Annotated in this window: 12 protein-coding genes; 7 read left to right on the forward strand and 5 right to left on the reverse strand. The window is 54.3% G+C overall.

What is annotated here, in order from left to right:
• Window positions 1–145: 145 nt before the first annotated feature.
• Genes HALTITAN_RS00660 through HALTITAN_RS00670 form a run of 3 tightly spaced genes read right to left on the reverse strand, consistent with a single transcriptional unit; the run spans window position 146 to window position 3863 of the window.
• The gene (locus HALTITAN_RS00660; RefSeq protein WP_009285937.1) at window positions 146–1645 is read right to left on the reverse strand and encodes an aldehyde dehydrogenase; all 1500 of its coding nucleotides are present in this window, start codon (window positions 1643–1645) and stop codon (window positions 146–148) included.
• On the reverse strand, window positions 1645–3021 hold the full coding sequence (locus tag HALTITAN_RS00665) for an aspartate aminotransferase family protein (RefSeq protein ID WP_009285938.1): 1377 nt from the start codon (window positions 3019–3021) through the stop codon (window positions 1645–1647). The genes HALTITAN_RS00660 and HALTITAN_RS00665 overlap by 1 nt, the downstream gene beginning before the upstream one ends.
• Window positions 3022–3056: 35 nt before the next feature.
• Entirely contained in the window at window positions 3057–3863 is an 807-nt protein-coding gene (locus HALTITAN_RS00670; RefSeq protein ID WP_035538738.1) for a gamma-glutamyl-gamma-aminobutyrate hydrolase family protein, read from the reverse strand.
• Window positions 3864–4129: 266 nt separating this feature from the next.
• Here HALTITAN_RS00670 and HALTITAN_RS00675 point away from each other — a divergent pair, with 266 nt between their 5' ends.
• On the forward strand, window positions 4130–5518 hold the full coding sequence (locus HALTITAN_RS00675; RefSeq protein ID WP_039857349.1) for a glutamine synthetase family protein: 1389 nt from the start codon (window positions 4130–4132) through the stop codon (window positions 5516–5518).
• 197 nt (window positions 5519–5715) lie between these two features.
• On the opposite strand, the gene HALTITAN_RS00680 is transcribed toward HALTITAN_RS00675, so the two are convergent.
• A complete protein-coding gene (locus HALTITAN_RS00680; protein ID WP_009285941.1) occupies window positions 5716–7008 on the reverse strand; it encodes an NAD(P)/FAD-dependent oxidoreductase in 1293 nt (430 codons plus the stop codon).
• Between the two features lie 366 nt (window positions 7009–7374).
• Here HALTITAN_RS00680 and HALTITAN_RS00685 point away from each other — a divergent pair, with 366 nt between their 5' ends.
• From HALTITAN_RS00685 to HALTITAN_RS00705, 5 genes are all read left to right on the forward strand, one after another.
• Window positions 7375–8562: a M24 family metallopeptidase gene (locus tag HALTITAN_RS00685; protein WP_039857351.1), complete on the forward strand. Its 1188-nt coding sequence runs from the start codon at window positions 7375–7377 to the stop codon at window positions 8560–8562.
• Window positions 8563–8723: 161 nt separating this feature from the next.
• Window positions 8724–9095 (forward strand): hypothetical protein, encoded by a 372-nt coding sequence (locus tag HALTITAN_RS00690; protein ID WP_027957087.1) that lies wholly within the window; start codon window positions 8724–8726, stop codon window positions 9093–9095.
• 172 nt (window positions 9096–9267) lie between these two features.
• Window positions 9268–10662: a YfcC family protein gene (locus HALTITAN_RS00695; protein WP_051051759.1), complete on the forward strand. Its 1395-nt coding sequence runs from the start codon at window positions 9268–9270 to the stop codon at window positions 10660–10662.
• Window positions 10663–10680: 18 nt separating this feature from the next.
• Window positions 10681–11382, forward strand: coding sequence for a DUF1028 domain-containing protein (locus HALTITAN_RS00700; RefSeq protein ID WP_039857353.1), 702 nt, complete (start codon window positions 10681–10683; stop codon window positions 11380–11382).
• Window positions 11383–11434: 52 nt separating this feature from the next.
• The gene (locus HALTITAN_RS00705; protein WP_083868645.1) at window positions 11435–12694 is read left to right on the forward strand and encodes an allantoate amidohydrolase; all 1260 of its coding nucleotides are present in this window, start codon (window positions 11435–11437) and stop codon (window positions 12692–12694) included.
• Window positions 12695–12714: 20 nt separating this feature from the next.
• Here HALTITAN_RS00705 and HALTITAN_RS00710 read toward each other — a convergent pair whose 3' ends face one another.
• A complete protein-coding gene (locus tag HALTITAN_RS00710; RefSeq protein ID WP_027957091.1) occupies window positions 12715–13470 on the reverse strand; it encodes a FadR/GntR family transcriptional regulator in 756 nt (251 codons plus the stop codon).
• Window positions 13471–13652: 182 nt separating this feature from the next.
• On the opposite strand from HALTITAN_RS00710, the gene HALTITAN_RS00715 reads away from it, so the two are divergent.
• A complete protein-coding gene (locus HALTITAN_RS00715) occupies window positions 13653–14771 on the forward strand; it encodes an alkene reductase (RefSeq protein WP_039857354.1) in 1119 nt (372 codons plus the stop codon).
• Window positions 14772–14830: the final 59 nt, after the last annotated feature.

Raw genomic sequence — 14830 nt, forward strand, 5'->3', positions numbered from 1 at the left:
ATTGTTATGCTTGTTTTTATTGGTTTTTCAGGCACAAGGCCCCCTCGGCGAGGGGGCACGGCATTTGCCGTGACACCTAGCGCTATTGAATCGAATCAATAAAGAGTGAAGTACCCAGGCGAAGCTCGTTACGAACTTCGATGGTTCAAACGCTTAGCGACATCCACACCGTCTTCACTTCGCAGTATTTCTCCTGCGCGTGAAGCGATTTATCGCGCCCATTGCCCGACTGCTTCACGCCGCCGAAAGGCACTGTCTGATCGATACCCGCCCAGTTATTCACATATACCTGGCCGGATTGCAGGCGCCGCGAGACCCGCATAATGCGGTCAATATCCTGGCTCCAAACACCAGCAGCGAGTCCAAAGTCACTATCATTCGCCAGTGCAATCGCTTGCTCTTCGCTGTCGAAACCGAACACACTCAGTACTGGGCCAAAGATTTCTTCGCGGCCAATGCGCATATCGGGAGTAACATCATCGAAAACCGTCGGCGCCAGGAAATACCCATTGGAATCGCTGGCTTCACCCCTTAGCTTCAGCGTGGCGCCTTCGCTCTCGCCCTGGCGAATATAATCAAGTACCCGTTGGTACTGCGCTTCATCGACCATGGCGCCCATAAAGCTATCCGGGTCGAGCGGGTCTCCTGGCTGCATGTGCTCAGCAGCTTTCACCACGCGGGCCACAAAATCCTTGCGAATACTGTTTTCCACCAACAGTCGCGAACCGGCAATACAGACTTCGCCTTGGTTGTGGAAAATAGCTTCCGCAGCGCTTTGGGCGACGGCATCGAGATATTGGCAGTCAGCGAAAACGATATTAGGGCTTTTGCCACCGCACTCTAGAAACACGCGTTTCAGGTTGGATTGTCCAGCGTACTGCATGAGCTGTTTACCCACAGCCGTGGAGCCGGTAAACGCCAGACAATCTACCTGCATGGAGAGCGCCAGAGCTTTGCCCACCGTATGGCCGTAACCGGGTAAAACCTGAAATACGCCGTCAGGAATACCGGATTCCTGGGCAAGATGCGCCAAGCGCAGCGCCGACAAAGGCGATTTTTCCGACGGTTTGAGAATCACGCTGTTGCCCGCGGCCAGTGCCGGGGCAATCTTCCAGGACGTCATCATCAGTGGAAAATTCCATGGCACAATAGCCGCCACGACCCCCATTGGCTCGCGTAGCACCAACCCTAGCGCACGATCTCCAGTGGGTGCCACTTCGCCATAAAGCTTGTCGATACATTCCGCCTGATAGCGTAAGCACGCTACAGTGCCTGCCAAATCCCCTAGCGAGCTGGAAATCGGCTTACCCATATCGAGCGTATCGAGTAACGCCAACTCATCGCGGTGCGTCTCTACCAAATCCGCGAGGCGCAGCAGCACTCGCTTGCGCTTACTCGGGTGGCAACGTGACCAGACACCGCTTTCAAAGGTTGCACGGGCCGCTTGCGTCGCGCGCTCAGCATCTTGTGCATCGCAGCTGGCCACTTCAGCAAGAACATTTCTGGAGGCAGGGTTGATACTGGTCAGTGTGCTGCCATCTGCGGCAGCCACAAACTCGCCATTGATAAAAGCGCGCGTTTCAAAGCTCAGTGACGCTGCTTTTGCTTGCCAGTCGGCTAGGGTTTTCGTGTTATCTGCCGCCATTATGCACTCTCCATGGGGTGTGTTATCGCCAGCTTTTCGGCTGTTTTGTCCAGTGCCAAACGCGCTTTGCTCACCAGTTCATCAATTTCACTGTGCGTGATGATGAGCGGCGGGGACATCACCATGGTGTCGCCCACTGAGCGCATCACTAGCCCGCTTTCGAAACACAAATCACGGCACAGATTGCCTACGGAAAGGGATTTATCGAAGCGCTCGCCAGTGCTCTTGTCAGCGACCAGTTCCAGTGCGCCGATCAAGCCTAACGAACGCACCTCACCCACCAGCGGATGTTCAGCCAGTTCCTGCCAGCGTTTAGCCAGATAAGGGCCCAGGTCATTGCGAACGTTGTCGACCACTTGCTCACTTTCCATCAGTTCGAGGTTTTTAAGCGCAACAGCCGCACAGACCGGGTGGCCGGAGTAAGTAAAGCCGTGGAAGAACTCACCTCCCTCTTCTATCAATGTATCGGCCACGCGATCTCCCACCAGCACCGCGCCAATGGGCAGATAGCCCGACGACAGCCCCTTGGCAATCGGCATCAGGTCAGGTGTTAGCCCATAGTGAGTACTGCCAAACCACTCGCCTAAACGCCCAAAGCCGCAAATGACTTCGTCGGCAATCAGCAAAATATCGTACTTAGCCAACACTTCTTTCACCGCAGGCCAATAGCTGTCCGGCGGAATGATCGCACCACCTGCGCCCTGCACCGGCTCGGCAATAAAAGCCGCTACGTTGTCTTCACCTAATAACAGGATTTTCTCTTCTAACGCTTGGGCACACTGCTTGCCGAAGGCCTCCTGACTCATGTCGCGACCATCCCCAAACCAGTAAGGCTGGCAAATATGGGTAATTCCCGGCACACAAGGGCCACCTTGATCATGCATCGGCGCCATGCCGCCAAGGCTCATACCCGCCACGGTAGAACCGTGATAACCATTTTCACGCGAGATGATCCACTGCTTTTCCGGCTTGCCTTTGATCGCCCAATAGCGTCGCACCATGCGCAGCACGGTATCGTTGGCTTCGGAACCGGATCCAGTGAAGAACACATGATTGATATGCTCGGGAGCCAACTCACTTAGCTTGGCGGCCAGCTTCACTGCCGGTGGGTGGGTGGTTTTAAAGAAGTTGTTGTAATACGGCAGCTGCTGCATCTGCTCGGTGGCTGCCTCAACCAACTCCTGACGCCCGTAACCGAGATTGACGCACCAAAGTCCCGCCATACCATCAAGAATACGATTGCCCTGGCTGTCGTAAATGTATACCCCATCGGCATGAGTGATGATGCGGCTACCCTCTGCGCCGAGCGATTTAAAGTCGGTGAATGGATGAAGGTGATGTTGGCGATCCAACGCCTGGTAATCCTGGGTCTGCATAGGTCAGTTCCTGCTCAAATCGTTGCAACAAGCGTTCAGCCGGCAGCAAGCTGGGCGGCGCGTTGGGTACGATGCTGACGGCAGGCCGTCGCAAAGCCCTGAAAGAGTGCATCATAGAAAGGGTGTTCTTTAGGGCGCCACTCCGGATGCCACTGAACAGCTAGTGCGAACGCGGCGGCGCCGCGCACGGAGACCGCTTCGACTAACCCATCCGGTGCCCAGGCTTCTGCTTCCAGCCCCGACGCAAGCTGATCAATCCCCTGCTGGTGCAGTGAATTCACCTCAGCATGCTCGCCGCGATAGAGCGCCGCCAGGGCACCATTAGCGCGAATTTTTACCGTATGGGAGGGTGCATAATGGCCCGCCATGTCATCAGCGGGCGGCTCACGATGATCGAGCATGCCTGGTAGCGTTTGTACGGCTTGGTGAAGCGTGCCCCCCAGGGCGACGTTCATTTCCTGAAAGCCTCGACAAATGCCAAATAAAGGCAACGCCTGACGTAACGCCTCATGCACCCAGCAAAGCGCCGCTTCATCGCGCCGTGCGTCATCCCGGGTATTCTCTGGGGCGCGCTCGGCACCATAGCGATTAGGAGCGACGTTGGTGTAACTGCCGGTTAGCATCAAGCCATCCAGGCTGCCCAACAGAGCGATGGCCTGCTCGGCACGCTGATCAGGCGTTAACATATCGGCGGCTAACACAGGAAGAATCACCGGCGTGACGTCGTAGTGGTAGAGCGCCTGTAGGAATTTATCGGTCACTATCTGAGCAGGATGACCTTCCACCTCTCGGCAGCAGGCGATAACACCCACCAGGGGGCGCGAAGAATGCGTTGCTTGCATAGTCAATACACTTTGTCGGTTGTTATGTTTTATTCAACACTCAACTCAACATAGCGTGGCTCGTTTTATTTTCCAAGCGTAAAATGACTTTTTTGCCAAAAAATACGCTAAATAACTGATAAAAATACAATAAATAAATACATACATCACGGAGCATAAATATTTATACGATTTTTGTTATTAAATAATTGACAGAAACGATCGACACCGCAAGGATACTGTTAGCAGAAACACAACTAACACGGCATAAAAATAAGGTACAACGTATGTCCTCTGCCAATGACACAGACGCTCAAAACGTAGCTTCGGACTTTCTCGACCGGCACCCAGACATCACCACTATTGACCTGTTGATCAGCGACCTTAACGGTGTCATCCGAGGGAAGCGTATTCCTTGCGACAACCTCGCCAAAGTGTTTGAAAAAGGCATTTATCTGCCGGCTTCAGTATTTGCGTTGGACATCAATGGCAACACCGTGGAAGAGACCGGGCTTGGGCTTTCCAGCGGTGACGGTGACCGCGTATGTCGCGCCATTCCCGGCACACTCAACCCGGTCACCTGGATGGATAACAACCAGTATGGCCAGCTATTGATGACCATGGAGGAGATGGATGGCTCGCCGTTTTTTGCCGATCCTCGCCAAATACTGCGGCGTATTCTCGAGCAGTTCTCCGACCGTGGCTTAACCCCCGTCGTCGCCCTTGAACTAGAGTTTTATCTGGTCGATCGTTTACGCGACGAAGGAAACTTGATTCAGCCACCTCAATCCCCTTCCAGCGGCGAGCGGGCTACTCAAAGCCAGCTTTATTCGATGCTGGAGCTAGACGAGTACGCTGAATTTATCAATGACTTGCAGTGTGCCGCCCAGGCGCAGGGGTTGCCGTTGGATACGGTATTGAAAGAGTGCGCACCAGGTCAGTTTGAAGCCAACCTGATTCATACGGATGATGCGTTAAGTGCCTGCGACCACTCGGTGCTGCTCAAGCGACTGATCAAGGGCGTTGCCTTAAAGCATGGCTTTGAGGCTACCTTTATGGCCAAGCCTTACGGTCTAGAAGCCGGTAGCGGCACCCATGTTCACGTCAGTCTGGTAGATAGCAACGGGCATAATATCTTTGCCGAAAACGGCGACGACCCGCTGGAGAGCACAGCACTGCAACACGCTGTAGGAGGGCTGTTGGAACTGATGCCAGACTCCATGGCACTGTTGGCTCCCAATCTCAATTCTTTCCGCCGTTTTCAGGAAGGGCTCTATGTGCCCATGGCACCTACCTGGGGTTACGACAACCGCTCCGTGGCAATACGCGTTCCCGCTGGCCCAAAAGAAGCCCGACGAATAGAGCATCGTGTAGCGGGTGCCGACGTAAATCCCTACCTTTTACTGGCCACCGTGCTGGCATCCATCCACCATGGCCTAAACCAGCAGATTGCACCTACCGAACCCATCATCGGCAACGCCTATGAGCAAATTGCACCTCAGTTAACTAACAGCTGGGCTCATGCGCTGCACTTGCTGGGCAACAGCCGCGTACTCGCTGAACAACTTGGCGAAGACTTCATTAACGTATTCATTGCCAACCGCCAAGCAGAGCGCGCCGACACCATGCGTGAAGTCAGCGCCATGGAGTACGACTGGTACCTGCGCCACGTATGAGTTGTTAGACCGCTGATAGAACAGAGAGAGGCGCTCGCCGCCTCTCTTGTTATTTTTGCCAGCTTTACCCTCCTATCCTGCCCTTCTATTAGCTTTTTATTCCGTGTTATCCGTGAGCATCCGCGGCAAATAAAAACGGGCTGACGAACATATCCGCCAGCCCACTTTCAAACCATCATCAAACTGATCAACAGGCCCTAAACCGCCAACCGGTCACGCATGGCGTAGAACCATGCTCCCATCGCGGAAAGCGGCACACGTAACAGACGCCCACCGGGCATGGGCAGGTGGGAAATCTGCGCAAAGGCTTCAAAACGCGCTTCTTCACCACTAATCGTTTCTGCCACTAACTTGCCAGCCAGATGGGAGCACGTTACCCCATGGCCAGAATACCCCTGCGCGTAGTAAACGTTGCTATTAATGCGGCCAAATTGCGGCAGGCGGTTGAGTGTTAGCAAGAAGTTTCCGCTCCAGGCGTAATCGACGCGAACATCGTCAAGCTCTGGGAAGGTAGATAGCATTTTTGGCCGAATAGCCGCCTCGATACTGGTGGGCTCTTGCCCGCCATAGTTCACGCCTCCGCCATACAGCAAACGGTTATCGGCGGTTAAGCGATAGTAATCCAAGAGGTAATTACAATCCTCGACCGCTTTATCGTTAGGCAGTAATCGTGCGGCCAACTCTGCAGACAGCGGCTCAGTGGTAATGATCTGGGTGCCGCAAGGCATCGCTTTGCTTTCCAGCTTGGGTAGCAACCCTTGCAAATAGGCATTGCCAGCCATGACCACCCGCTGAGCGGTCACTCGGCCCTTGGGGGTATGCAGTATTACCGGTTCGCCATGTTCCACGTTTGTCACGGGGGAATGTTCAAAAATCTTTCCACCCAACGACTCCAGCGCCGCCGCCTGCCCCAGCACCAGATTGAGGGGATGCAAATGCCCACCAGAGTGATCCACCAAGGCGCCCACATAGCGTTCGCTGCCTATCTCTCGCTTGACCTCTTCGCCTTCCAGCAGCTCAAGCTCCTGATGACCATAGCGTTCCCATAAGCTTTTTTGATCCTTTAAGCCTTCCCACTGTTTCTTATTACAGGCGGCAAAAAGGTTGCCCTCTTTTAGGTCGCAGTTGATCTGATACTTTTCAATGCGCTGACGGATAATTTGGTTACCCTCGAATGCCATAGCCCCCAGCGCTCGGGCGGTTTCAGCGCCGTTCTGTTTTTCGATAACATCCATATCACGGCTATAGCTATTAACGATCTGCCCACCATTGCGACCGGAAGCTCCGAAGCCTATCGCCACACTTTCCAGCACCACCACTCGGTGACCGCGTTCCGCCAAATGCAGCGCTGCTGAGATACCCGTAAACCCAGCCCCTACGACACAGACATCACACTCCACATCCCTCTCCAATGTGGGCCTGTGTGATGTGGAGTTTGACGATGCCGCATAGTAGGAAGCCACATGACCAGAAGAAGCTTGAGGTTGCATTTACCACCTTCCTTTTGTTGATTATTTTAACCAATCTGATCATATAGATCGCTGCAATAATGCGCAAGCATCAGCATATAAAGGGGCTGTAGAGGAAAAACACTTTTTTCCCCTTCAAAAAATGTTATTAAAATAGCAACACTAACTCATAAAAAAGGCACGACCATTACACTAGAAAAAGTTACCTCACGTTTATATACCACCCCTTATATACAGCCCTTATGAAGGCGAGCTTTCAAGCAAACCGGTTGCGCCGTTTTCTACTTTTCGCAGGAGACTTTCCTGCTCACCCGCTAGCGTTGAGGCAGATAAAAGCGAGCTTAAAGCAGGTGCCTATACTGACCTTACCTATTAATGGAGGTCGCTATGGATTACCACCACTACCGCACAGCCCTTGCGGAAACGCTCGCCCAAAGTGAGCTGCCTTTTCCCGCTGCCGAATACCAGGTGCGCCTGGATAAGGTGCGCAATGCCATGGCAGAGCATGGATTAGATGCGCTGCTGCTAACCGACCCCGCCGATATCAATTACCTCACCGGCTACCACACTTTTGAAGTCTCGGTGCACGCTTGCCTAGTCTGCACCCAAGCGCGGCTAGTGCTACAAGTCGCCTCGATTGAAACCGGTGCGGCAGTAGTTACCGCTCGGGTCGATGAGATCATCGGTTACCGCTGGGAAAACTTGGATGAAATCATCACGCCACTGGCAGACCTGCTTTCCCCTTGCTCGAAAATTGGTATTGATGGCTGGAGCAGCGGGCTACGCTTTGGCGTCATTGATGCGCTGATGCAGACTATCGGCCGTGAGCGTTTTAGCGAAGCAGGCACAGTGGTCGATGCGATTAGGATCGTAAAAAGCCCCGCCGAGCTTGAAATGCTGCAAGAGAGCGCACGAATCACCGCTCTCGGGTTAGAGACCGCGATACAGAGTATTCGCCCCGGCATGACCGACAACGATATTGCCGCCGTGGGCGCCAAAGCGCTGCTCGAAAACGGCAGCGAGTTTATGAGCCTCCAGCCAATTGTGACCAGTGGGCATCGTATTGGTGTGATTCACGTCAACCATAAGCGGCGTGTCATACAGCCTAACGAACCGGTTTTCCTAGAGTTCGGTGCCGCTTACCAACGCTATACGGCACCCATGATGCGGACTGCCGTGACGGGTGCTCCAAACCCGGCTCTCTCCGCCACTCGGGATCTTTGCCGCTCACTGTTTGAAGCGCTCTGCGACGCCATGCGTCCAGGCAATACCTTTGATGCCGCGGCCCAGGCGGCTGATGCCCTACTCGCCCCCCAGCGTGACCAGTATTTTTTCTCCGGTGTCTTTGGCTATGCCGTGGGCGCTCAGTTTCCGCCTAGCTGGGTGGAGGGCACCGGCTTTATCGCCAAAGGGCAGGCCCGTACTTTTGAAACCAACATGGTGTTTCACCTGCCGCTCTGCCTACGTGTGCCCGGCCAGTGGGGCGTTGGAATAAGCGACACCGTGGTGGTTACTGAAAACGGAGCCCAACCGCTGACCAATAACGACTGGCAGCTGTTTGAGGCGGGCTCATAAACCACTGCGCCTTATAGCCATAGCATTGACAGGTCGATGGAGTAGCGCTATCGTCAACCAAGATGCAAATGAGAAACACTCTCTTTATTTCATAGAGTAGATGGTCGGGTCTATGCCCACATTATGCCCACAGGAAGCCACCAGCGTGAGGGAGCAGTGGAATGACTAGCGAGCAGCGGCAACTTCGCCAAACGGTCATATTTTTGCGCACTTCTTTTGAAGCGGTGCAGCATTCTATTGCCGGCCGCCTGGAAGACCCGCTGCCCTGCTGGATGGATACCAGCATGCTTTCCATGCTGTCTCGGGAGCTCACTCGCTGCTGCCAACAGTCCAAGCCGCTGTTTGCCCCAGCCGTCACCGAACAGCTCTATATCGCCTCGCAACAGTGCGAGCTGCTACTCAAACAGTGCCCAGGGGTGCTCAGCAGCGCGATCTGCTATCGCCAACTGGGTGCCATTATGTTGCCACTCTCTAGTGCGCTCCAGCAGATCGACACTCCTGCCAAACGGCGCTGGCCTTGGCAACGACGTTAATTCCCTTTTCCACAAACAAGCGTGCGATTAAGGCCTCCAAATCGGTCTAATCGGCGTGTTCCTGCCGTTTGAAAATTCAGCCTTGCTTGACCCTGCTATTTATCATGATAAATTCAAAGTGAGGCGCCAACGAGCGTCAACGCTGAGACACATCACAAGACAGGGTATCCTCATGGCTGAACAACAAACCGCGGCAGCCTCTGGCTCGCGTAAAAAGTGGTATCAGGCGGTTCCCGACCCCATGGTGCTAATCTTTATTATTCTGGTTGCTACCTATTTTCTGACCTTCATTATCCCCGCTGGTGAGTTTGAACGTGTTACCCAAGATGGCCGAACGGTGGTGGTGCCGGGCTCTTTTGCCTACTTGGAAGACGTTGCCAACATCCCACTCTTCAATATTTTTGTGGCGATTCCTGAAGGGCTTATCTCCGCCTCGCAGTATTTATTTATCGTCTTTATCGCCGGTGGTCTGTTTCATATTCTGCAAAAGACCGGCGCGTTAGAGAACGCGATCGGCGTAGCGGTTAATCGTGTTGGCGTTGAGCGGCGTAACGTGATTATTGTCGTCGGTACCTTTATCTACGGCTTTTTTGGTGTCGCCGTCGGGTTTGAAAACAACATTGCATTAGTCCCCATTGCGGTTCTCATCGCCAGCGCCATTGGCTGCTCCAGTTTGGTGGGTACCGCTATGGCCGTTGGTGGTATTGGGATTGGTTTTGCGCTCTCGCCCATCAATCCCTATACCGTGGGGGTTGCTCAAGGGATCGCGGAACTGCCGACCTTCTCTGGCGCTTGGCTACGTACGTTGCTGGTGCTTTCGTCACTTGCACTGCTCTCGCTGTATATCTGCAAACGCGTCGTCAAAATGGAGTTTGAAGAGCCGGATAACGCGGAAGCACTGAGCAAGCCGCTTAGCGAATACTCTCTCACCAAACGCAACATTCTTACGATGGTCGTGTTTGTGGGTGGACTAGTCGCTATGCTCATTGGCGTGTTCACTCGCGGTTGGTATATCAATGAAATTGCAGGTACTTTCCTGCTCCTGGCGATCATCATTGGCGCCTTAAACGGCCTATCGGCCAACGGTATTGTTAAACAGATGATGGAGGGTGCAGCCAGCGTAACCGCAGGCGCGCTGGTGATCGGGGCGGCGGCCTCTATTCAGGTCATTCTTGAGCAAGCAGTGATTATTGACACCATCGTTAACTCGCTGAGCGCTATGATCGACGGCATTCCGTCAATATTTTCCGCGATTATGGCCAGTGTGGTGCAGGGTATTATCAACCTCTTTATCCCTTCCGGTTCTGGTCAGGCACTGGTGACAATGCCCATTCTGATTCCAGTGGCGGATCTTGTGGGTATGAGCCGTCAACTGATGATCACTGCATTCCAAGTCGGCGACGGCTTAACGAACCTGATTGTTCCCACGTCTGGCGGCACACTCGCCATGCTGGCGTTGGGGCGCGTCTCATACGCCCAGTGGTTGAAGGCGATTATGCCCTTTATGGCGTTGGTGTATGTATTAGCCTGGGTAGGGTTGGTGATTGGCCACTTGGTGGGTTACTGAACAATAGAGGAAACCGCGATGACGCTTTCTCTCGTTCATTGCAATCCTGCCACAGGCACCGTCGCGGCTATCACCGCTACAGGCGGAGTGGCGGTGGGAGGCTATGTACATCACTGTTGGCGAGGCATTGGGGCATGCGCCACCCAAGGGCGCTTTACCAACCCGTGGTACCCAGCTCGGATATATGAAGCACTTGCCGCAGGCGCCAGCGCCCGGCAGGCGCTTCGCGCCGCCATTAGCGAAGACAACGACTCGGGATCGCGCCAATGTTTGGTGATGGATTCTCACGGCCGCACATCAGCACATTCAGGTGCAGAGAATGTGCCGGAAGTGGCTGAAACCTGCTTCCCTAGCGTCGCTGCCGCTGGGAATATGCTGCAGAGCACCGAGGTCGTGAGGATTTTTGCAGAGCAATTTTTACGCCTTAGCGCCACTAATAGCAGCGCTGCCATTCAGCGCGACGAGTCGCCCCGCTTCCCTATTCATCACGACCAACATCTGCTTACGCATCTGATTGATGCTCTTGATGCTGCTCTATCAGCGGGTGGCGATAAGCGCGGTGCGCGCTCGGCCGCGCTGCGTATCGAATCTTTTCATCAAGCGCCTATCGATTTGCGCATCGACTGGTCGGAGGACGTCGTCGGCGCATTGCGGGCGTTAGTCGATGAGTTTATGGCCGAGAACTTTCAAGCCTTTTGGCGTCAACTGCCGCTGCGCTAAAAGCATTTCTACTCTTTTGCTGGCCCCTCTGCCAGCACCTATTGGAGAGTTTATGATCAACACGGTTGCTCACACTGCTTTTAACCAAGGCGAACTGGGAACGGCATTGATTGAACGCCTGGACGAAGCTGCCCAATACTCTGAGCCAGGCCCCGGTGTCACGCGACTGTTCTGCTCCCAGGCGCATCGTCAGGTACTGCCGTTAATCAGTCGCTGGATGGAACACGCGGGGCTTACTCCCCAACTGGATGCCGCAGGCAATCTTGTGGGTCGCTGCCCCAAGGCTCAAGCGGGTGAGAAAACCTTCATTATGGGATCTCATCAAGATTCAGTGATAGAAGGCGGCAAATACGACGGCATGCTGGGCGTGGCCCTACCGCTATTGGCCTTGGAGGCACTTAAACGCGAAGGCGTGACGCTGCCATTCGGGATAGAAGTGGTCGCGTTTGGCGACGAAGAGGGCGTTCGCTTCCCTACCACGCTGGTCGGCAGTAAAGCGCTGGCCGGGAGCGTGACACCTGACCAACTGGAAGCCCAGGATGCCGAGGGAATCTCTCTGCGAGAGGCATTAATAGCCTTCGGTTGCACACCTGAGGATATCCCCGCTACCGCCCGCGACCCTGCCAACACCTTGGGATTTTTAGAAGTACATATTGAACAAGGGCCAATCCTGGAACAGCGCGATCATGCCGTGGGGATCGTTACGGCTTTAACAGGCATTGAACGCCACCAAGTCACGCTAAGCGGCAAGGCCGGACACGCAGGCACTACACCGATGGGCATACGTCATGACGCGCTAGTCGGCGCGGCGGAAATGGTGCTTGCCATCGATAGCGTACTGCAGAATACCGATGAGTTGGTCGGCGTGGTGGGCAGGCTCGATGTCCACCCCAATGCGGTCAACGTTATACCTGCTCAGGTAACGTTCACGATAGAGCTGCGCTCACCCAAAGCGAGCATTCGCCAGCAAGGGCGAGACGTCGTAACAGCTGCCTTAACGGAAGTCGCCACTCGCCGCGGATTAACCATTAATATTGAAAACACTTACAGCGCCGATGCGGTGGCCTGTGCAGACTGGATGATGACCGCCCTCGAACAGGCGTGCACCCAGGTTGGCCAACCGGCAGAGCGAATGTTTAGCGGCGCTGGGCATGATGGCTTAGCGATGCAGGCATTAACCGATATCGGCATGCTGTTTGTACGCTGTAAAGATGGGCTTAGCCACCACCCAGACGAAGCTATTACCGCCGAAGACGGCGAAGTCGCGACGCGAGTGATCATGGCATTTTTACAGCAGCTGCCACGTCCATAGCGTTTTCCGCCCTCAGCCCGTTACGCTAGTGGCTCAGGTAAAAAGCCTCGGCGTACCTGAGCCTCCTGCTGATTCATCACTTGTTGGGCATCAAGCATATGCTCGCGCATGATGTTATAGGCGCTTTCGGCATCGCCAAGCTCAATGGCATCCAAAATTTCTGCATGATAACGACAGCCAGTCTGTCCTAAATCGTGGGTAACTGGCTCATAGAGACGGTGATAAATCGTCAGATCTGAGAGCACCTGTATGGTGAAGCGGATAATAAATGTCAGCAGTTGATTGCCACCGGCCAGTTCAGCGAGCATTAGGTGGAAATGCAGCGAATCAAGATGTTGCTGACGCTCAGTCTCACTATCGTCCGCAGGGTCTGCGTAACTATGCAGGCTTTCACGTAAACGCACCATATCACTGGCAGCCACTTTACCGGCTAACGAAGCGGCTAGTTCAGGCTCTAACGCCAAGCGTATCTGGTAGATATCCTTGATTGATATCTCTTTGAAAAACAGGTAATTACTTAATAGCGATACCGCTTTGGCCTCGCTCATCTCACGCACAAAAGCGCCGCCTCCGGGCCCTGTGCGAGTTTCGACCAACCCCTGGGCTTCCAGTACTCGCGTACTCTCGCGCACTGTCCCTTTCGACACCTGCAGGGTCTCCATCAGTTCCGACTCGCTAGGTAGCCGGTCACCCGGCTTTAGGTGCCTGTCCACGATCCAGCATTTAATGGTTTCCGCCACCTGATAAGGGCGGCGCTGAGGGGCGTTTTTTAACATGCTATCAACAACATCCTTGGTAATAAGCAGCAAGAGTACCAGAGAGATCGCGAGTTTGGATGCCACATAAAAGGTTATCTAGCGCATAAATACGTTTAAAAATATCTGGCTGGCACTAACTAGTAAACTGGTCTATTCTTGTGCGTACTATTTCATCGAAGCATTCAAAAGGAGCTTAATTGATGGCTTTCGAAACACTGTTTACTCCCCTCCAACTGGGTAGCCTATCGATTCCTAACCGGGTTGTTATGGCGCCACTGACACGTGCGCGTACACCCGATAGCGTACCGGATGAAATTCAGGAAGCTTACTATGGCCAGCGCGCAGGAGCGGGACTGATCATCAGCGAAGCCACCAACATATCTCCCACTGCCCGTGGCTACGTGTATACACCCGGTATTTGGACGGATGAGCAGGAAACAGGCTGGAAAGGCGTTGTTGACGCAGTACACGCCAAAGGTGGCCGTATTGCTCTGCAACTGTGGCACGTTGGGCGAGTTTCTCACGAAATGGTTCAACCTGACGGCCAACAGCCGGTAGCACCGAGTGCCTTGAAAGGCGAAGGCGCCCTGTGTTTCGTAGAGTTTGAAGATGGCACCGCGGGTCAGCACCCCACCAGCACGCCACGTGCACTGGAAACCGACGAGATCCCAGGCATTGTTGCCGACTATCGCCAAGCGGCCGAACGCGCCAAGCGTGCCGGCTTTGACATGGTCGAAGTCCACGCCGCGAACGCCTACTTGCTTAACCAGTTCCTGGCGACGGGCACCAACAAGCGTACCGACCAGTATGGCGGATCGCTGGAAAACCGGGCTCGCTTCCCGCTGGAAGTGGTTGATGCGGTGATTGACGTTTACGGGGCTGACCGGGTCGGCATCCGCATGACGCCGTTTATCGAACTGTTTGGTTTGACCGACGACGAGCCGGAAGCGATGGCGTTCTACATGGCTGAGCAGCTTTCAAAGCGTGGGTTGGCCTATCTGCACCTGAACGAGCCCAACTGGGCCGGTGGCGATATCACCTTCCCTGACGGTTTCCGTGAGCAGATGCGTGAGCGCTTTAGCGGTAGCCTGATCTACTGCGGTAACTACGATGCAGAGCGCGCTGAGGCCCGCATTAGCGAAAACACCACTGATGCCGTGGCCTTTGGCCGCCCCTACATCGCCAACCCCGACTTGCCGGAGCGCTTCCGCGTCAACGCCCCACTGACCAAGCCGAATCACGAAACGTTCTATGGCGGCGATGAGAAGGGATACACTGACTATCCGTTCATGGATAACGGCTATGACCGTATTCAGTAACGGCCAAGGGTGACTTTTATCACCGCGCCCTGTTCAGCCTGTGGCTGAACAGGGCGTTT

Source organism: Vreelandella titanicae BH1, assembly GCF_000336575.1.
Classification (GTDB): domain Bacteria; phylum Pseudomonadota; class Gammaproteobacteria; order Pseudomonadales; family Halomonadaceae; genus Vreelandella; species Vreelandella titanicae.